This is a genomic window from Nocardiopsis changdeensis, assembly GCF_018316655.1.
GTDB classification, from domain to species: Bacteria; Actinomycetota; Actinomycetes; order Streptosporangiales; family Streptosporangiaceae; genus Nocardiopsis; species Nocardiopsis changdeensis.
In genome coordinates this window covers 401849-418517 of the sequence record NZ_CP074133.1, presented here as the reverse complement: position 1 = coordinate 418517, position 16669 = coordinate 401849, and the positions used below count along the sequence as shown (strand labels likewise).

Below are 16669 nucleotides of genomic sequence, written 5' to 3'. Positions count from 1 at the left end.
GTCAGCTGCCGCAGTTGGTGCCCCAGACGGTGTGGGACCGACCGCCGGAGGAGCCGGTGACGTCGACGCAGACGCCCTTGGCCCGCACGTACACCGGGCCGGTGACCCCGTTCCCGGTGCTCCACTGCGCCCCGGCGCCGCCCGAGACGCGCAGGCCGATGTCCACGGCGCCGGAGCCGACGGTCACGGCGCAGTTCTGGCCGAGGTTGCCCTCGTAGAAGAGGTACATCGTCCCGCCACCGCCGGGAATGGACCTGGGCCATCCGGCGGCGTTCTGTGTGTACGTCAACGCCCCCTCCGCACTCCCCGAGTTGCAGATGGCGACCGGGTCGGCCGCCTGTACGGCCGAGGTCGGGGACAGCAGCACCGCCGCGACGGCGGCCACCAGGACCCCGGCCCAGGAGGCGCGGGTCCTCGTTCGACGACGCATCACCGGAACTCCCTTTCGCATCTGGAGGGACCGCTGGTCGAGGACTGCGCGACCGTGCCGTCCTCCGCCACCGCGACCACGGTGAACCCGTAGCAGCGCCCGGTCGACCCGCGGGCCATGGTGTGGGACACCGATCCGCCCCCGGCGGAGGACCCGGCCACCGTCACCGGCTGGAGCGCACCGTCGCCGCGCGGCGTGATCGTGTACCGCGCCGCGCCCTCGACCGCGGTCCAGGTGACGGTCACGTTGCCGCCCGAGACGGTGTGGCTGACGCTCGCGGGAGCGCCCAGCTCCGGCTTGGGCATGGTGAGCGGCTCGCTGCTCGTCGAGCCGCCGCTCACCCCGCCCTCGGTCCGCGCGGTGACGGTGAAGGTGTAGGTCCCGCCCGGCGTCAGCCCGGAGACGTCCGCGGACGTCCCGGTGGAGGTGCGGTCGGCCGGGTCCGCGCCCGAAGCCGCGTCGATGGTCAGCAGGTAGTCGTGCGCACCGTCCACCGCCTCCCAGGAGACCGTGGCGCTCCCGCCCCCGGTGGCCGTGGCCGTCACGGAGCCGGGGGCGCCCGGTGCCCGCTCGCCGGGGGTGACCTCGGTGCTCTGCGCCGCCGGGCCGGGCCCGTTGGCGTTGGCGGCCCGGACACGGAACCGGTAGGTGGTGCCGTTGACCAGGTCGGAGATCTCGGCGGAGAGCTCGTCGCCGCCGACGGTCAGCTCGCCGTCGTCCCAGGTGATCAGGTACTCCTCCACCGGCGCGTCCGGGGAGTAGGCCTCCGGCCAGCTCAGGGAGACGGAGCCGTCGCCCGCGGTGGCGGTCACCGGGGTGGGGGCGCCGGGCGGCGCGCCCTCGGGCTCCTCCGGCTCCTCGGGGTCGGGGCTGGGGTCGGAGCTCGGGACGGGCGGAAGCGGCTCTCCGGGGCCGTCCCCCTCGCCCGCGCCGTCGCCCTCGCCGCGGCCGCCCTGGCCGTCGCCGGACTCGTCGCCGGGGCCGGGGAGGTCCGGCAGGTCCGCCGGTCCGTCGTCGCCGGGCTCGTCGGCGGCCTGGCCGGTCCCGGGGTCCGTGCCGGGCTGGTCGTCGGGCTCGCCGGTGTCGCCGGCGTCGGGGGAGCCGGGCGCCGGGGCGCCGTCCTCCTCGTCGCCGGGGCCGGGCGGCGGGTCGGACTTGTCGACGATGGTGGCCGTGCCGTCGGGGTCGACGACCGCGGCGGTCCCGGTGCGGGGCGAGTTGATGAACAGGCGCCCCTCCCGGACCTCCAGCTCCAGCGGCCCCTCGGCCTCGGGCAGGGTGACCGGGTTGAGTTCTCCGCCCTCGGCGTCGAAGACCCGCACCGTGCCCTCGCCGGCGAACGGCACGTAGACGCGCCCCTCGTAGGCGACGGCGGCGCCGGCGTCCTCGCCGACCGGGAAGTGCGCGACCCCGGCCGCGCCGTGCGGGTCGGTCACCGTGAGGACCTCTCCGGCGCCGGGCAGGGACACGGCGACCAGGTCGCCGCGGGTCCGCGCGGGCAGTTCGGCGTCCTCCAGCGGCACCGGGGAGTCGACGGCCTCCGTCTCGCCGCCCGCGTCCAGGGTGACGAGGCGGTCCCCGGTCCGGTCGACCGCGAGCGCCCCCTCGTCCAGGACCGTGAGGGCGAGGTCGGCGCCGGGTTCGGCGACGGCGGCGGTCCGCTCGATGACCGCCTCGTCCTCGGGGATCTCCACGCCCACGACGGTGCCCTGGGAGGGCGCCCCCAGCCAGAGCGTCCCCTCGTCGTCGAAGGCCCCGCCGACCAGCGGTGCCGGGATCTTCAGCGTCTCCCCCGTGGGCTGGAGGGTGGCGGGGTCGACCGCCTTCACCTCGCCGGAGGCCCGGTCGATCACCGCGGCCGCGTCCTCGCCGAGCACCAGGTCGAAGTCGCCGGAGCCCAGTTCGAGGACGCCGGAGAAGCCCATCCGGCGCAGGTCCACCGAGGTGACCTTGCCGGTGACGGGGTCGTAGAGGAGCAGGTAGTCGTCGTTCTGGACGACGCGGACGTCGGTGCCCGCCGACTCGGGCAGGCCCGCGACCAGGTCGACCTCGCCGCTGTTGCCGTTGACGCGGGCGGCCTCGCCGAGGGGGCTGGTCCACAGCCACACGGCGCCGTCGGACATCTCGTCGGCGCGGCCGAGGGCTCCGGTGCCCAGGACGGTGCTGACCAGGGCTGCGGTGAGGAGGACGACCGTCAGTCCGGAGGCGTTGGCGCGGGCCCGGTTCCGGAGGGAGCCGAACAGGCGGGCCGCGCGGCCCTGGCGGGCGGGGCGTCCGGGGGGCGCGGTGGGTTCGGTGGAGGGGGCCACGATGCTGCTCTCCCTCTGACGGGGTGGCGCGTGCGGGCGGGCACCGAGAAGGGGCCGGGGTCGGGGGGTCGGCACGGGGCACGGGCCGAGCAGAGGACAGGCAATTGTCTACCAGCCCCCGGGAAACCCGTCAATGCGGAATTCCCACCACGAACCGCACCGTCAGCTCGCGTCGTCGCCGGGGGACTCGGAGGGGCTCGCGGACTCCTCCGGCTCCTCCTGTGGGGGCGGCCCGTAGACGAAGCGCTGGCGGCCCTGGACGAGGATGGCGTGCCCGCCCTCGGTGACGGCCTCGACGTGGGCGTCCAGGTCGTCGGCGGCCACGTCCATGTCGAGGGCGTCCAGCACCACCTGGGAGTCGGATTCCCCGCCGCGGTCGGAGCCGTAGACGAACCCGGCGTGGGCGAAGGCCGGGGAGAACGCGCCGTCCTCCTCCTCCAGGCCCCACAGCACCTCTCCGGCGGCCAGGTCGACGGCGACGGCGGTGGCCGTGCCGCTGGCCTGGGGCAGCAGGAAGGTGCCGGTGGCGGTGTCGTAGAGGCCGCCCGCGGGCCCGGCCGGGTCGTAGGCGCCGCCGACGGGGTTGGGGCCGGGCTCCTCCAGGGTCCACAGCAGAGCGCCGTCGGCCGGGTCGTGGGCGGAGAGCACCGAGGGGGACTCGGCACTGCTCCAGCGCACCAGCAGGACGTCGTCGCCGGGCTCGCCGGCCTCCTCCCCGTCCCCGGTGGCGTCCTCCTCCGGGGCGGGCAGCGGGAACAGGCCCAGCACGTGCGGGACGGGCAGGGGGGCGAGGTCGGCCAGCCCCAGGTCGTCGTCGGACCCGGCGTCCAGGGTCCACAGCTCCCCGCCGGGCTCGTCGGGGTCGAGGGAGCGGGCGTGCAGGGCGCCGCCGCCGGAGTCGAGCAGGACGGCCCCGTCCCAGGCGGTGACGGGCACGCCGAGCCCCTGGGGCTCCTCGCCGGGCTCCCGCGCGGCCTCGTCCCCGTCCGCGGACCCGTCCTCCCCGGCGCCGTCGGAGGGCTCGTCGGAGGGCTCCTCCGGCGGGGCGGCGAACTCGTAGGTCCACAGCTCCCCGCCGTCGGCGTCCAGGACCGTGTACTCCCCGTAGGGCTCCTCCGCCGACCACTCGGCGGGGCGGCGCACGCCGATCCCGTCCAGGTAGAGGTCGCCCTCCTCGGCGGGCTCCCACAGGACGCCGCCCCCGGCGTCCAGGACGAAGGGGCGGTCCCCGTCGGACATCAGCAGCACCGGGTCGCCGTCCAGGTCGGCGTCGAAGCCGCGGAAGCGCGCCTCGCCCTCCCACAGGTCGGCGCCGGTGGCGGCGTCCTGGAGCAGGTGGCGGTCCTCGCCCCCGGAGCTGACCAGGAAGGCGTCGCCGACGGGGCTGATCCGCACGCCCAGCGGGTCGGCGAAGATCTCGTGGACGTCGGCGCCGTCACCGTGCAGGACCCGCAGCACCTCGCCCTCGATGCCGGGCGGGGCCTGGCCCTCGAACGCCGTGGGCACCGGCGCGGGCTCGCTCTCCTGCCCGGACGGCCCGGGGCCGGGGTCGGGGTCGCCGCTGCACGCCGCGAGCAACAGGACCGCGAGGCCGCAGGTGAGGGCCCCAGGCGCCCGTGAGCTGCGCATGAACGGTTTCTCCCCACGAACGATGACGTTTACGGCAAATCCTAAGCCGGGTGTCGGCGTGCCGATACACACGGCCACCGGTCGTTACGCCGCCGTGAACCGGGCCGTCCGCTCAGGGCTCCACGTCCACGACGGTGCTGCCGCGCACCTCCGCCTCGGCCCTCCCGCCGGTGAGCTCGGCGAGGAGGACCTCGAACTCCGGGAGCTCCGCCTCCGGCAGGGCCACCTCGACGCGCACCCGGGCCCCGTAGTCGACCTCGCGGACGTGGAAGCGGGAGTCGCGCAGGTCGCTCTCCAGCCGCCCGCCGATCACGTAGTCGGCGAACACGTCCACGAGGAGCAGGCGGCGGCGCTCCAGCACCCCGACGGCGTCGATCGCGGCGGACACGGCGTTGCCGTAGGCGCGGATCAGGCCGCCCGCGCCGAGCTTGACGCCCCCGTAGTAGCGGGTGACGACGGCGACGGTGTCGGTCATCCCCCGGTGGCGCAGCACCTCCAGCATGGGCACGCCCGCGGTGCCGGCGGGCTCGCCGTCGTCGCTGGAGCGCTGGATCCCGCCGTCCTCGCCGAGGATGTACGCGGTGCAGTTGTGGGTCGCGCTCCAGTGCTCCCTGCGCCGCCGGGCGATGAACTCCCGGGCGGCCTCCTCGTCGGCCACGCGGGCCAGGGCGCAGAGGAAGCGGGAGCGCTTGATCTCCAGCTCGTGCTCGCCGTCGCGTCTGATCGTTCGCATGTCGCCTGTTCGGACGGGGTCTGGTGGGCCCGTCCAGTGTCCCACCCGCCTCCGCGCCCGCCGCACCCGCGGCGGGCGCGGACAATGGGGGCATGGACGACTCCTCGATCGACGCCGCCGGGGCCCTGGCCGACCCGCTGCGGCGCAGGCTGTACGAGTTCGTGGTGGAGTCGGGCGGCGAGGTGGGCCGGGCCGAGGCCGCGCAGGCGCTCGGCATCCAGCGGACGCTGGCCGCGCACCACCTGGACCGGCTGGCCGAGGCGGGGCTGCTGGAGACCGCGCACCGGCGGCTGAACGGCCGGGAGGGGCCGGGGGCGGGGCGTCCGGCCAAGCTGTACCGGCGGGCCGACCGGGAGCTGTCGGTGCACCTGCCTCCGCGCGACTACGGGCTGGCGGCGCGGGTGCTGGCGGAGGCGGTGGAGCGGCACGGCGCGGAGGAGGCGCTGCACGCGGCCGCGCGCGAGGAGGGGCGGCGGATCGCCCGGGGATCGGCCGCGGAGTCCCTGGAGGGGCTACTGCGCGAGCGCGGCTACGAGCCGGAGGAGGTGCCGGGCGGGGAGCCCGGGGAGAGCTGCCTGCGGTTGCGCAACTGCCCGTTCCACGCGCTGGCGCGGGACTTCCCGCCGCTGGCCTGCGGTCTGAACCTGGAACTGCTGCGGGGGGTGCTGGAGGCGGCCGGGGAGGACGGCGGCCGGGCCCGACTGGACCCGGCGGCGGGCCGGTGCTGTGTGGTCATCTCTAAAAACAAAAAAGATTGACATAGAAGCCGGGGCCGTGGTCCGATACCTCGCATGAGCGACCCCCGCCCCGGCCACCAGCTGGCCCAGTTCAACATCGGCCGCCTGAAGGCCCCCCTCTCCGACCCCTCCATGGAGGGGTTCACCTCACAGATCGAACCGGTCAACCTGATGGCCGAGAAGGCCCCCGGCTTCGTGTGGCGCCTGATCGAGGAGGGCAAGGAGGACGCGACCGGCCTGCGCCCGTTCGGGGACTCCTACCTGGTCAACTACTCGGTGTGGGAGGACCTGGAGACCCTGTGGGACTTCACCTACCGGACCGACCACCTCGAACTGCTGCGCGGGCGGCGGGAGTGGTTCGAGCGGTCGGAGGGCCCGCACCTGGTGCTGTGGTGGATTCCGAGCGGTACGATCCCGAGTGTCGAGGAGGCCGGGAGGCGTCTCGACCTGTTGCGCGAACACGGCCCCTCCCCCGAGGCCTTCACTCTCAGGACGCATTTCCCTCCCCCCGCGACACCCTGAATCCGCACTCAAAGCGATGAATCCATTGCTTTGGGTAACCTTGCGGACGACCGTCGAGAAACCACCGGGAGTTCCGTCATGCGCACGCCACCGCTCACCGCCGGGGCCCTGGCCCTGACCGCGCTGCTCGCCACCGGCTGCTCCGGGGGCTCAGACGAGGGCGGGGCCGACTCCCCGCAGAGCCCGGCAGGCGTCCAGCCCACCGCCTCCCCCAGCGTCACCGCCGGGATCTTCATGGTCCCCGGGGAGAGCCGGGCCGCCATCACCTACGACGAGACCGCCGTGCCCGAGGGCGCCACCTCCGACGTCCAGGTGCGCACCCAGGAGGGCACGACGTTCGTTCAGTTCACCGGCACCGGGCTGGAGGCCGACCGCGACTTCGGCGCGCACGTGCACACCCGGCCGTGCGGGGAGAAGCCCGAGGACGCCGGGCCGCACTACCAGAACGAGCAGGACCCGGCCGCCGACGCGGAGACCCCCTCCACCGACCCGGCCTACGCCAACCCCGAGAACGAGATCTGGCTGGACTTCACCACCGACTCCGCCGGGGCCGGCACGGCCAGCGCCACCGTGCCGTGGGAGTTCCGCGAGGGCGAGGCCAACTCCCTGGTGCTGCACGAGCGGCACACCGCGACGGAGCACGGCGAGGCGGGCACCGCGGGCGACCGCCTCGCCTGCGTCAGCGTCGCGTTCTAGGCCGTGCCCTCCTGAGCCCCCGCTGCGCCGCGGCCCGCCGGGCGCCCCGCCGGCCCCCGATGGCACAGGGGGGCATTCGGAGCACGGGCCCCGGCCCCCGGGCCCGTCCGGCGGGTCGTTCCGCCTGGCGGCCCCGGGCCGACCCGCGCCCGTCGCCTCGCGGGAGACCGCCCGTGCTCCTTCGGCGCAGGCGCCGAACCGCGGGGGCTTCCGCCGGACGGGCCCCGGTTCCTAGCGGGCGGCGGGGACGGTGGGCTCGGGGAGCACCCGGCGCAGCAGCAGCCGCTCGCCGAGCGCCCACGCGCCCGAGGCCAGCAGGTACAGGCCCGCGGCCAGCGGCACGAACACCGCGACGACCACCGTCATGAACGGCAGGTACGAGATCGGGCCGCGGGCCATGCGCTCGGCCTCGGGGGTGACGGCGGGCATCGGGAGGTACCGGCGCGAGGCCCACGCCACCAGCGCCAGCAGGGCCAGCAGCGAGCCGAAGACCAGGGCGCCCGGCCCGCCCGCCGCCACCGGGGTGGCGCTCAGCGCCACCCCGGCCAGGGTGTGCTCCAACAGCCCGCCGCCGCCGGGGCCCTGGCCGATGAACACCCCGTACAGGGCGATGACCACGGGCAGCTGCGCCAGCGAGGGCAGGCAGCCCGCCAGCGGCGAGGTGCCCGCCTCGGCGTAGAGCTTCTGCTGGGCGGCCACCATCTTCTGCGGGTCGTCGCGGTGCCGGGCCGTGATCTCGGCGATCCGGGGCGCCAGGCGCGTCCGGACCTTCTCGGCGCGCACCTGCATCACCCCCAGGGGCAGGAGCAGCAGGCGGACGGCGACGGTCAGGCCGACCACGGCCAGCGCCGCGGCGGGTTCGCCCGCCAGGGGTGTGAAGAAGGCGGTGAGGGCGGTCAGGACCGCGGTGAGCAGGGACATGACGGCCGAGATCGGCCACACGGAGTACACGGTGGAAAGGACCCTTCGTCCGGGGTGGAGAATGCGGACGTCGGGCCGCCCGGGGACGCCGAAGGGGCGTTCGGGAACGACGGGATCGGGTGTCGGGCGGCCGCTACCGGGCCGCGCCGGGCGCTCTGGGACGCGGTCTGCCCGCCGCGTCGGGGTCGCGCAGGGTCGGCACCGCCGACCGCTCCGAGCGGCGGCGCATCGCGCCCGTCCGCCCGGCCGTGGTGTCGCCCGCCGGGACCGCCGCGGGGCCGTACGCCAGGTACCAGACGACGGCGGCGGCGCCCACCGCGGCGAACAGCAGCGCCATGGGGGCGGAGGGCAGGGCGTCGGGTCCGGGGCCGATGAAGAGGAGTTCGGCGAGGAACAGCAGCAGAGCGTGCACCGCGTCCCCTCCCCGTGTCACCGGCCGTATCACGGCAAATCCTATCCGGCCCCGGCTTGTCCGTCGACGGATGCGGTCCCACACGGAGAAATCCGCCGACACTCCGGCCGCGCTCCCCTCGTTCGCCGCACGCGTGTAGCTAAATGACCCCTGTAGACACGTGACAGAGCGTGATCAGGACCTCGTCGGGCGGCACGCCGGACGAGGCCGGCCGTGAAGGGGAGCCCCGTGCCGATTCGCCCCGCGAACCTCGCCACCATGTCCGCCACCATCGCCGGAGCCATCGCAGGGCTGTCCAGCCGGGAGGACCAGGCGCCCCCGGTGAAGATCACCTTCGAGTCCGGCTTCCAGCAGACGGTGGAGCAGGGCGGCTGCCGCGCGCTCAAGACCGGCCAGGGCGGGGTCACCGCGATCGCCACCGAGGCCAAGGTCAAGTTCGCGCTGTTCGCCGGGACCAGCTGCCAGGGCAGCCGCGCGCTCGCCTCCGGGCACGGCAGCGTGAGCTTCGGCGACCCCGTCCTGGCGGGCGCCATCGTCATCGGCTGACGGGACCGCCCTCCCGGATCTCCGCGACGCTCCGGGGCGGGTCCTCCAGGGTGTCGCCGCGCGAGCGCAGCACCTCCCCCGCCACCGCGTGCCCCAGGCGCAGGCGGCTCCGCACGGGCAGGCCGTCCAGCAGCCCGGACAGGAACCCGGCGGCGAACGCGTCGCCCGCGCCCACGGCCTCCACCACGTCCACCTCCGGGGACGGCTCGAACACCGCGTCGGCGCCGGAGAAGCAGGTAGCGCCGTGCTCGGCGTCCTTGACCACCAGGGTCGGGACCTCCGGCAGCACCGCGCGCACGTCCTCCGCGGTGGGCGTGCCCCACAGGCGTTCGGCCTCGTCCCGGCCGACGAACACGACGTCGGCGCGCCGGGCCAGGTCCAGCAGGATGTGGGCGGCGGCCCGGGCGGGCCACAGCGCGGGCCGGTGGTTGACGTCGAAGGAGCGCAGGGCGCCGGCGTCGGAGTGCCCGGTCAGCAGGTGCTCGACCAGGGCCGCGGCCTGGGCGGACAGCGCCGGGGTGATCCCGGACAGGTGGACCAGCCGGGCCCCGAACGACCACACCCGGTCGGCGTCGACGGCGGACAGCGCAGAGGCGGCCGAGGAGGAGCGGTAGTACAGGACCCCGGCGCCGCCGGGCGCGGTGTCCTTGACGTACAGGCCGGTGGGGCGCCCGGGGTCCACGGTCACACCGCTCACGTCCACGCCCCGTTCGGCGACGGCGTCGGTGACGATCCGGCCGAAGGGGTCGTCGCCCACCCGGCTCACCCAGGCGGCGGTGTGCCCCAGGCGGGCCAGGGCGACGGCGACGTTGGACTCCGCGCCGCCGGTGCCCAGGGTCAGGCTCGCTCCGGCGGCGAGCGGCTCGGCGCTGTGCAGCACCGCCATGGTCTCGCCGACGCAGACCGCGTCGGGCCGGGTGGGTGTGCTCATCGCCGTTCCCTTCGGACGGAGCGGCCGGGCAGGCGGTCGGTCCGCCGCCCGTCGCGGACGGTGAACTCCCCGGCGACCAGGACGTGCTCGATGCCGATCGGGGGGAGCCGGGGTTCGTCGTAGGTGGCGCGGGCGTCGACGGTGTCGGGGTCGAACACCACCAGGTCGGCCACGGCGCCGAGCTGGACCACGCCGCGGTCGGCCAGGCCCAGCCGGCGCGCGGGGCGCGAGGTGAGGTGGCGGACGCACTCCTCCAGGCCGAGCACCCCGAGTTCGCGCACGTAGTGGCCGAGGTAGCGGGGGAAGGTGCCCCAGCCGCGCGGGTGGGGCTTGGCGCCGACCAGGATGCCGTCGCTGCCGGCGGTGTGGGAGCTGTGCCGCATGATGGTGCGGATGTTCTCCTCGTTGCCGACCTGGAGCAGGCAGCCGCTGCGGAGCTCGTCCGCGATGAGCAGCTCCATGTACAGGTCGCCCGCCTCGCGGCCGCGGCGGGCGGCCAGCTCGGCGACGGACGCGCCGACCGCCCAGGAGAGGCCGGGGTCGGCGGTGCCGGTGACCACGATCGCGGACCAGTCCATGGGGACGCCGTGGTTGCCGTCCGTGCCCTCCACCTCGATCTCGTGGAGGATGCGGGCGCGGGTGGCCGGGTCGCGCAGGCGCTCCAGGGTGGCGGCGGTGCCGCCGGTCTGCGCCCAGCTGGGCAGCGGTGCGCCCAGGTAGGTGGCGCTGGCCCGGTAGGGGTAGGAGTCGAGCGTGACGTCGAGGCCGTGGCGGACGGTGGCCTCGTCGATGGCGTCCAGGACCTCGGGCGCCCGGCCCCGGTTCTGCGGGAAGTTGACGTGGCAGTGCGCCAGGTGCAGGGCCACCTGGGCGCGCCGGGCGACGTCCAGGCACTCCTGGTAGGACTCCACCACGCGGGAGCCGTAGTTGCGGTGGTGGGGGCAGTAGTAGCCGCCCGCCTCGCGGACGGGGGCCAGCAGCGCGACGATCTCGTCGTCGGTGGCGTACATGCCGGGGGTGTAGGTGAGCCCGGAGGAGAGCCCGTGCGCGCCGTCGGCCATGCCGGCGGCGACGATGGCGCGCATGCGGTCGAGCTCCGCCCCGGTGGGCGCGCGGTCCTCGCCGCCCAGGACGGCCATGCGGACGTTGCCCTGCGGGACCAGGTGGGCGACGTTGACGGGCGCCCCGGCGTCGACCCGGTCGAGGTAGCCGCCGATGCCGCGCCAGGCGTGGTCCAGGTCGGGGGTGCCGTTCCAGCCCGCGAGCTGGGCGCGCAGCTCCTCGACGGTGTCGTCGGTGACGGGGGCGTAGCCCAGGCCGTCCTGCCCGACGACCTCCAGGGTGACGCCCTGGAGGACCTTGGCCTCGTGCCCGGGGTCGGCCAGCACGGCGAGGTCGGAGTGGGAGTGCATGTCGATGAACCCGGGTGCCAGCACGCGCCCCGAGATGTCGACGACCTCGGCGGGTCCGCCGCCGGTGCCGGTCATCCGCCGGCCGGCGCCGGGTGGGACGATGTGGGCGATGCGGTCGCCGCGCAGCACGACGTCGGCGGGCCTGGAGGGTCCGCCGGTGCCGTCGACCACCCGTCCCCCGGCCAATACGGTCTCGGGCTGCACTGTGTCCTCCACTCAGGGGGTCGGGTCACCGCTCGGGGGACCGACCGGCCGGGTGTGTCGTCGACCGGATGTCGGTGAGGCCAAGATACGCTTCCGGGAACAAAATCGGTAACTTTGTTGCCAATAAGCGTGATCCAGGCCGCCCCGCCGCTCGACGTGTGCACCGGTGTGCGCATTCGCATGTGCATCCGTAAGCACGTCGGTACAGGCATTATCGACGAGGCGGGCCCGGCACGCGAGACCCGCGACCACAAGGAGACCACGGATGTCCAAGAAGGCGGTCCGTACGGACAACGCCCCCGCCCCCGCCGGCGCCTACAGCCAGGGGATCGTCGCGGGCGGGTTCCTCTTCACCGCGGGCTTCGGCCCGCAGGACCCGGCGACCGGCGAGGTCGCCCCGACCGTCGGGGAGCAGACCGCGCAGGTCCTGGCCAACATCTCCGCCGTGCTGGCCGAGCACGGCCTGACCCTCGACGACGTCGTCAAGACCACGGTGCACCTGGAGCACCTCAAGCGCGACTTCGCCGAGTACAACGCGGTGTACGAGCAGCACTTCAGCGCCCCCTACCCGGTGCGCACCACCGTGGGCTCCGACCTCGCCGACATCCTGGTGGAGATCGACGTCGTCGCCAAGCTCCGCGACTAGCGCCCGTGCGGGGCGGCGCCCCCGGCGGGGGCGCCGCCCCGATGCGTTCCCGGGCCCGTCCCGGGGGCCCCGCGGGCCCGGCTGCGCTCCGGGCCCGCCCGCCGATCCCGCCGCCCCTCCCCGCGGGCACCGTGCCCGCCTCCCCCGCACCCGCTCCCTCCCGCACCCCCGAAGGCGCACGCGGCCCTGCGGCCACCCGGACCGCCCCGGTCCCGTCTCCCCCGCGCCCCTCGCCTCCGCTCCCGCAGCACACAAGCACCCCCGACCCCACAGCCCACAGACGCCCCGGTCGAACGACCCGCAGACGCACCCGCTCCCGCGATCCACAAGTACGCCCGGACCGCCCCTCCCCGCGGGCGCCGTGCCCGCCTCCCCCGCACCCGCTCCCTCCCGTGCCCCCGAAAGCGCACGCGGCCCTGCGGCCACCCGGACCGCCCCGGTTCCGTCTCCCCCGCACCCCTCGCCTCCGCTCCCGCAGCACACAAGCACCCCCGGCCCCACAGCCCACAGGCGCACCCACTCCCGCGATCCACAGGCACGCCCGGACCGCCCACGTTCCCGCCGCCCCACCTCCGTCCCCGCAGCACACAAGCACCTCCGCTCCCGCGGCCCACAGACGCCCCGGTCGAACGGCCCGTAAGCGCGCCCGGTCCGGCGGCGCGCAGACACCCCCGCTGCCGCGGTTCGCAGGCGTGCCCGGTCCGGCGCGGACCGGCCGACGGACCCCTCCCGCGCCGCCGCGCGCCCGGGAAAAGCGAATCCGCCGCATCGGTGACCCACCTTTGACCTGGGAGATGTTTGGCTTGAGCCATTGGGGCTAGTCGGCGGAGAACACGCCATGGCAGGGAAAAGTCGGTAATGGGCCGACAGGAGATCCATGAGTCAGGACGGCAGGGACCAGGAGTCGTCCTCGCGCACGGAAGGGCGGAAGTCGATGATGCGTCGCCTGCGCGAGGCCCAGGAGCAGTTCGAGGAACTCACCGGACTGGAGGTCGAAGGCGTCTCCGGCTTCGAGTCGTCCGACGACGGCTGGGTTCTGACCTTCGAGGTCGTCGAGTTGCGCCGGATCCCCGACACGGTGAGCCTCCTGGCCACGTACTCCGTCCGGATCGATTCGGACGGAGAGCTCCAGGGCTACCGGCGCACCGAGCGCTACACCCGGGGCCGGTCCGACGGCCGCTGAGGCCGGGGGGACGGGACGAGCGCGTCCGACCAGACGGAAGAACCGTACGGAAAGGGGAGATTCCGATGACGGTGGTGCAGCAGTCAGGTGGAGGGGGCCGCAGCTCGGGCAACCTTTACGAGGTCTTGGACCTCATCTTGGACAAGGGGCTGGTGATCGACGTGTTCGCCAGGGTCTCGCTCGTGGGCATCGAACTGCTCACGGTGGACGTGCGGATCGTGGTGGCCAGCGTCGACACCTACCTGCGCTTCGCGGAGGCGTGCAACCGGCTGGACCTCACCAGCAGTGGTGGCGCGGGCCTGCCCGACCTGGTCAACGGAGGCATGGAGAAGGGCGCCCGCAGCAAGTCCAAGGGCGCGATCGCCGGTGCGGCCGAGGCCATCTCCGACTCCTTCTCCAGCGGGAAGTCGGACGAGAAGGAGAAGGAGAAGCAGCCCGCCCGTTCCTCGCGCCGCCGCACCTCGGCCAAGAAGGAGGAAGAGGAGTGAGCACCTACGTCTACGGGATCGTCCGCGACAGGGACGACCTCGACGGAATGAAGCTGAGCGGCGTGGGCGAGGAGGGGGCCCCGGTCCGCTTCGTCCGCGGCAGCGGCCTGGCCGCCGCCGTCAGCGACGCGCCCGAGGGGCTCCGGGCGAAGCGGCGGGACCTCACCGCCCACCAGAACGTGCTCCAGGACCTGGCCGAGGCGGGCGCCGTCCTGCCCCTGCGCTTCGGCTCCCTGAGCGAGGACGACGATGCGGTGGCCGCGGAGCTCGCCCGCTCCGCGGACCACTACTCCGAACTGCTCGACCGGCTCCGGGACCGGGTGGAGTTCAACGTCAAGGCCGAGCACGTCGAGGAGGCCGTCCTGGCCGAGGCGCTGCGCGGCGACGCGGGCCTGCGGGCCGAGAACGAGGCCCTCCGCGAGGCCGGGGGCGGGAGCCCCGCCGAGCGCATGGCCTTCGGCGAACGGGTCCACCACGCGGTGGAGGAGCTGCGCCGCAGGGACGCCGCCGTGCTGCGGCCGCTCCAGGGCTTCGCCGACGGCGTCGGCGAGGGCGAGCCCGTGGGGGCGTCCTTCGTGAACACCTCCTTCCTCGTCCCCCGGGACCGCGTCGAGGGCTTCCTGAAGGAGGCGGCGCGGCTCCAGCAGGAGGCGGGCTCCTCCATGGAGATCCGGGTCAACGGCCCCCTGCCCCCGTACAGCTTCGTGACCCCTCCTCCGAACCGGCCGTCGGGGCCCGACGGCCCCTGACCGAGGAGCGCCATGGGAATTCTCAGTGCCATCCTCAGCGCCCCCCTGGCTCCCGTCCGTTTCGTGGACTGGACGATGCACCAGGTGGTGGGCGCGGCGGAGCGGGAGGCGTACGACCCGGCCCGTATCCGCTCCGAGCTCGCGGAGCTGTCCGACCGCCTCGACCGCGGTGAGATCTCCGAGAGCGATTTCGACCGGGCCGAGGACGAACTGCTGGACCGGCTGGAAGAGGCCGAGGAGTTCCAGCGGGGAACGACGAGAGACCAGTGAGGTGAGACCCGGTGGGGGACACAGCCAAGATCGTGGCCGCGGTGGCGGGCGGTTACGTCCTGGGACGACGGAGGAAGCTGAAGCTCGCCATCGCGCTCGGCCTCTACCTGGGGGCGAAGAAGCTCGACATCGACCCGCGCAGGATCGGACGGGACCTGCTCAAGGAGGTCTCCTCCCTGCCCGCGGTCGGTGATCTGAAGCTCCAGTCCCGTGAGCAGCTGGTCGAGGCCGGCAGGGCGGCGGTGGGCGGCATCGCCGACAGGTGGGCCGGCGGTCTGGCCGAGTCCCTCGAGAACCGGACCTCGCGCCTGCGCGAGGGCCTCGCCCCCGAGAAGGGCGGCTCCGAGGACTCCGGGGACGGCCGGCCGGATGCCGAGGCCGAGTCGGAGGACGGGGGCCCGCCGGAGGAGCCGGAGAAGGAGGACTCCTCCGAGGACGAGGGCTCGGCGAAGGGCGGGACCTCCGGAGCGAAGGGGACCCGCAAGCGCGGGCGCGCCCGGTCGGGGGCCGAGCGGGCCAAGAGTGCCGCCGGGCGGACCGCGGGCGCCGCGCGCAAGACCGCCTCCCGGCGCAAGCGCGCCGCCGATGACGAGGGGGAGGACCGTGACGAGGACTGAGGAGGCCGGCCCGCTGGCGCGCCTGCGGGCCGCGGCCGACGAACACGAGGGGACGTCCCGGCTCGCCGACGCCCTCCAGGACTACCTCTCGGTCAAGGCGAGCAGCCTGGTCCACGGGGCCGCGCGCAGGCTCGGCTCCGCCGTGGAGCGCCTCGGTTCCGGGGACTCCTCCTCGTCCCCGGTCGCCGCCGAGGTGGGGAGCAGGCTCGCGGAGGGGAAGAACGCCGCGAGCGCCCTCGTCTCCGGCGGGGCCCGGGGGCTGGGCCGCAGGGCCGAGCGGATCTTCCGCGGGAAGGACTCCGGTTCGGACGGGGCCCCTCCGGTGGTCATCACCGAGGACCTCGACGTGGGCGTCCCCGTCCGCGTGGCCTACGACCAGTGGACCCGCCTCCCGGAGTTCGGCGCGTTCACCAGGGGCGTGCGGAACGTGGAGAGGACCGGCGACGCCTCCTCCCACTGGGAGGGCAGGATCTTCTGGTCCAGCCGCAGCTGGGACGCCGTGGTCACCGAGCAGGTCCCGGACGAGCGGATCGCGTGGTCCACGGAGAGCGACAAGGGCACGATGCGGGGGGTCGTCACCTTCCACGCCCTGGGGCCGTCCCTGACCCGGGTCCTGCTGCTCATCGAGTACCGGCCCAAGGGCCTCATGGAGCGCACCGGCAACCTGTGGCGGGCCCAGGGCAGGCGCGTGCGCGCGGACTTCAAGAACTACCGGCGCCGGGTGATGATGCTCGGCCGCGAGGGGGAGCGCGAGGTCGAGGGCTGGCGCGGCGAGATCCGCGGGGGCGAGGTGGTCCTCTCGCACGAGGACGCCCTCGCCCTGGAGGAGGCGGGCCTCACCGCGCGGGAGTGGGCCGAACTCGAGGACCTGTCCCCCGAGGAGCGCGAGGAGCTCGCCGGGCTGGACGACGAGGAGCGGGAGGCGCTCGCCGCCTTGGGCGCCGAGCGCGGACGGAACGGCCCGGAGGGCGGTCCCGACGAGGGGTTCGAGGACGAGGAGGACGAGCCCGAGGACGGGGCCGAGGAGGAGCCCGCCGAGGACGAGGACCTCGAGGACGAGGACCTCGAGGACGAGGACCTCGATGAGGAGGACTTCGAGGAGGACGGGGATGACCTGGAGGACGGGGAGGAGATCGAGGATGACGAGGAGGACGAGCCCGAGCCGCGCTGAGAGGGGGCGCCCGGCGCAGCGGGCCGCGGCTCCGCCGCCGGGCGCGCGCACGTGACACCGGAC

Annotated in this window: 19 protein-coding genes; 11 read left to right on the top strand and 8 right to left on the bottom strand. The window is 74.8% G+C overall.

Annotated features, from left to right (window positions below; all coding sequences use genetic code 11):
- Position 1 precedes the first annotated feature (1 nt).
- The 4 genes from KGD84_RS02060 to KGD84_RS02045 form a co-directional block, all read right to left on the bottom strand.
- Positions 2–430 carry a spore-associated protein gene (locus KGD84_RS02060; RefSeq protein ID WP_220564434.1) on the bottom strand — a complete coding sequence of 143 codons (429 nt, stop codon included), beginning with the start codon at positions 428–430 and terminating at the stop codon, positions 2–4.
- Positions 430–2739, bottom strand: coding sequence for a fibronectin type III domain-containing protein (locus KGD84_RS02055; protein ID WP_220564433.1), 2310 nt, complete (start codon positions 2737–2739; stop codon positions 430–432). The genes KGD84_RS02060 and KGD84_RS02055 overlap by 1 nt, the downstream gene beginning before the upstream one ends.
- A gap of 162 nt (positions 2740–2901) precedes the next feature.
- A complete protein-coding gene (locus KGD84_RS02050) occupies positions 2902–4368 on the bottom strand; it encodes an outer membrane protein assembly factor BamB family protein (protein ID WP_220564432.1) in 1467 nt (488 codons plus the stop codon).
- Between the two features lie 112 nt (positions 4369–4480).
- Positions 4481–5101, bottom strand: a complete 621-nt coding sequence (locus tag KGD84_RS02045; RefSeq protein ID WP_220564431.1) for a YigZ family protein — start codon at positions 5099–5101, stop codon at positions 4481–4483.
- A 92-nt stretch (positions 5102–5193) separates the two neighbouring features.
- Here KGD84_RS02045 and KGD84_RS02040 point away from each other — a divergent pair, with 92 nt between their 5' ends.
- The 3 genes from KGD84_RS02040 (at position 5194) to KGD84_RS02030 (ending at position 7056) form a co-directional block, all read left to right on the top strand.
- Complete coding sequence (locus tag KGD84_RS02040) at positions 5194–5859, top strand: helix-turn-helix transcriptional regulator (RefSeq protein ID WP_220564430.1); 666 nt, start codon at positions 5194–5196, stop codon at positions 5857–5859.
- Positions 5860–5892: 33 nt separating this feature from the next.
- Positions 5893–6360, top strand: a complete 468-nt coding sequence (locus tag KGD84_RS02035) for a DUF3291 domain-containing protein (RefSeq protein ID WP_220564429.1) — start codon at positions 5893–5895, stop codon at positions 6358–6360.
- Positions 6361–6438: 78 nt separating this feature from the next.
- Complete coding sequence (locus tag KGD84_RS02030; RefSeq protein ID WP_220564428.1) at positions 6439–7056, top strand: superoxide dismutase family protein; 618 nt, start codon at positions 6439–6441, stop codon at positions 7054–7056.
- Positions 7057–7287: 231 nt separating this feature from the next.
- Here KGD84_RS02030 and KGD84_RS02025 read toward each other — a convergent pair whose 3' ends face one another.
- Together KGD84_RS02025 and KGD84_RS02020 are read right to left on the bottom strand one after the other, a co-directional pair.
- The gene (locus tag KGD84_RS02025; RefSeq protein ID WP_220564427.1) at positions 7288–8007 is read right to left on the bottom strand and encodes a YidC/Oxa1 family membrane protein insertase; all 720 of its coding nucleotides are present in this window, start codon (positions 8005–8007) and stop codon (positions 7288–7290) included.
- A 103-nt stretch (positions 8008–8110) separates the two neighbouring features.
- Positions 8111–8389 carry a DUF6412 domain-containing protein gene (locus tag KGD84_RS02020; protein ID WP_370634647.1) on the bottom strand — a complete coding sequence of 93 codons (279 nt, stop codon included), beginning with the start codon at positions 8387–8389 and terminating at the stop codon, positions 8111–8113.
- Positions 8390–8617: 228 nt separating this feature from the next.
- Between KGD84_RS02020 and KGD84_RS02015 the strand changes: the two genes are divergently transcribed.
- Complete coding sequence (locus KGD84_RS02015; RefSeq protein WP_220564426.1) at positions 8618–8935, top strand: hypothetical protein; 318 nt, start codon at positions 8618–8620, stop codon at positions 8933–8935.
- On the opposite strand, the gene KGD84_RS02010 is transcribed toward KGD84_RS02015, so the two are convergent.
- On the bottom strand, positions 8925–9866 hold the full coding sequence (locus KGD84_RS02010; protein ID WP_220564425.1) for a sugar kinase: 942 nt from the start codon (positions 9864–9866) through the stop codon (positions 8925–8927). The two genes, KGD84_RS02015 and KGD84_RS02010, sit on opposite strands and share 11 nt — an antisense overlap.
- The gene (locus KGD84_RS02005) at positions 9863–11482 is read right to left on the bottom strand and encodes an N-acyl-D-amino-acid deacylase family protein (RefSeq protein ID WP_220564424.1); all 1620 of its coding nucleotides are present in this window, start codon (positions 11480–11482) and stop codon (positions 9863–9865) included. The genes KGD84_RS02010 and KGD84_RS02005 overlap by 4 nt, the downstream gene beginning before the upstream one ends.
- A gap of 265 nt (positions 11483–11747) precedes the next feature.
- On the opposite strand from KGD84_RS02005, the gene KGD84_RS02000 reads away from it, so the two are divergent.
- The 7 genes from KGD84_RS02000 to KGD84_RS01970 all read left to right on the top strand — a co-directional run bounded on the left by KGD84_RS02000 (position 11748) and on the right by KGD84_RS01970 (position 16606).
- On the top strand, positions 11748–12128 hold the full coding sequence (locus KGD84_RS02000) for a RidA family protein (protein ID WP_220564423.1): 381 nt from the start codon (positions 11748–11750) through the stop codon (positions 12126–12128).
- 877 nt (positions 12129–13005) lie between these two features.
- Complete coding sequence (locus tag KGD84_RS01995) at positions 13006–13311, top strand: gas vesicle protein GvpO (protein ID WP_220564422.1); 306 nt, start codon at positions 13006–13008, stop codon at positions 13309–13311.
- Between the two features lie 65 nt (positions 13312–13376).
- Positions 13377–13799: a gas vesicle protein GvpJ gene (gene gvpJ, locus KGD84_RS01990; protein WP_220564421.1), complete on the top strand. Its 423-nt coding sequence runs from the start codon at positions 13377–13379 to the stop codon at positions 13797–13799.
- Complete coding sequence (locus tag KGD84_RS01985; protein WP_220564420.1) at positions 13796–14548, top strand: GvpL/GvpF family gas vesicle protein; 753 nt, start codon at positions 13796–13798, stop codon at positions 14546–14548. The genes gvpJ and KGD84_RS01985 overlap by 4 nt, the downstream gene beginning before the upstream one ends.
- Positions 14549–14560: 12 nt before the next feature.
- Positions 14561–14818, top strand: coding sequence for a gas vesicle protein GvpG (locus tag KGD84_RS01980; RefSeq protein ID WP_220564419.1), 258 nt, complete (start codon positions 14561–14563; stop codon positions 14816–14818).
- 11 nt (positions 14819–14829) lie between these two features.
- Positions 14830–15435: a hypothetical protein gene (locus KGD84_RS01975; protein WP_220564418.1), complete on the top strand. Its 606-nt coding sequence runs from the start codon at positions 14830–14832 to the stop codon at positions 15433–15435.
- Positions 15422–16606, top strand: coding sequence for an SRPBCC family protein (locus tag KGD84_RS01970; protein ID WP_255646970.1), 1185 nt, complete (start codon positions 15422–15424; stop codon positions 16604–16606). The genes KGD84_RS01975 and KGD84_RS01970 overlap by 14 nt, the downstream gene beginning before the upstream one ends.
- The last annotated feature ends 63 nt before the right edge of the window (positions 16607–16669 follow it).

What these genes read in the sequence shown, in the direction of transcription:
- KGD84_RS02060 (WP_220564434.1), bottom strand. Translation starts at nt 430, where the DNA reads ATGCGTCGTCGAACGAGGACCCGCGCCTCCTGGGCCGGGGTCCTGGTG.
- KGD84_RS01995 (WP_220564422.1), top strand. Translation starts at nt 13,006, where the DNA reads ATGAGTCAGGACGGCAGGGACCAGGAGTCGTCCTCGCGCACGGAAGGG.
- KGD84_RS01980 (WP_220564419.1), top strand. Translation starts at nt 14,561, where the DNA reads ATGGGAATTCTCAGTGCCATCCTCAGCGCCCCCCTGGCTCCCGTCCGT.
- KGD84_RS02035 (WP_220564429.1), top strand. Translation starts at nt 5,893, where the DNA reads ATGAGCGACCCCCGCCCCGGCCACCAGCTGGCCCAGTTCAACATCGGC.
- gvpJ (WP_220564421.1), top strand. Translation starts at nt 13,377, where the DNA reads ATGACGGTGGTGCAGCAGTCAGGTGGAGGGGGCCGCAGCTCGGGCAAC.
- KGD84_RS02040 (WP_220564430.1), top strand. Translation starts at nt 5,194, where the DNA reads ATGGACGACTCCTCGATCGACGCCGCCGGGGCCCTGGCCGACCCGCTG.
- KGD84_RS02030 (WP_220564428.1), top strand. Translation starts at nt 6,439, where the DNA reads ATGCGCACGCCACCGCTCACCGCCGGGGCCCTGGCCCTGACCGCGCTG.
- KGD84_RS02000 (WP_220564423.1), top strand. Translation starts at nt 11,748, where the DNA reads ATGTCCAAGAAGGCGGTCCGTACGGACAACGCCCCCGCCCCCGCCGGC.
- KGD84_RS02010 (WP_220564425.1), bottom strand. Translation starts at nt 9,866, where the DNA reads ATGAGCACACCCACCCGGCCCGACGCGGTCTGCGTCGGCGAGACCATG.
- KGD84_RS02050 (WP_220564432.1), bottom strand. Translation starts at nt 4,368, where the DNA reads ATGCGCAGCTCACGGGCGCCTGGGGCCCTCACCTGCGGCCTCGCGGTC.
- KGD84_RS02045 (WP_220564431.1), bottom strand. Translation starts at nt 5,101, where the DNA reads ATGCGAACGATCAGACGCGACGGCGAGCACGAGCTGGAGATCAAGCGC.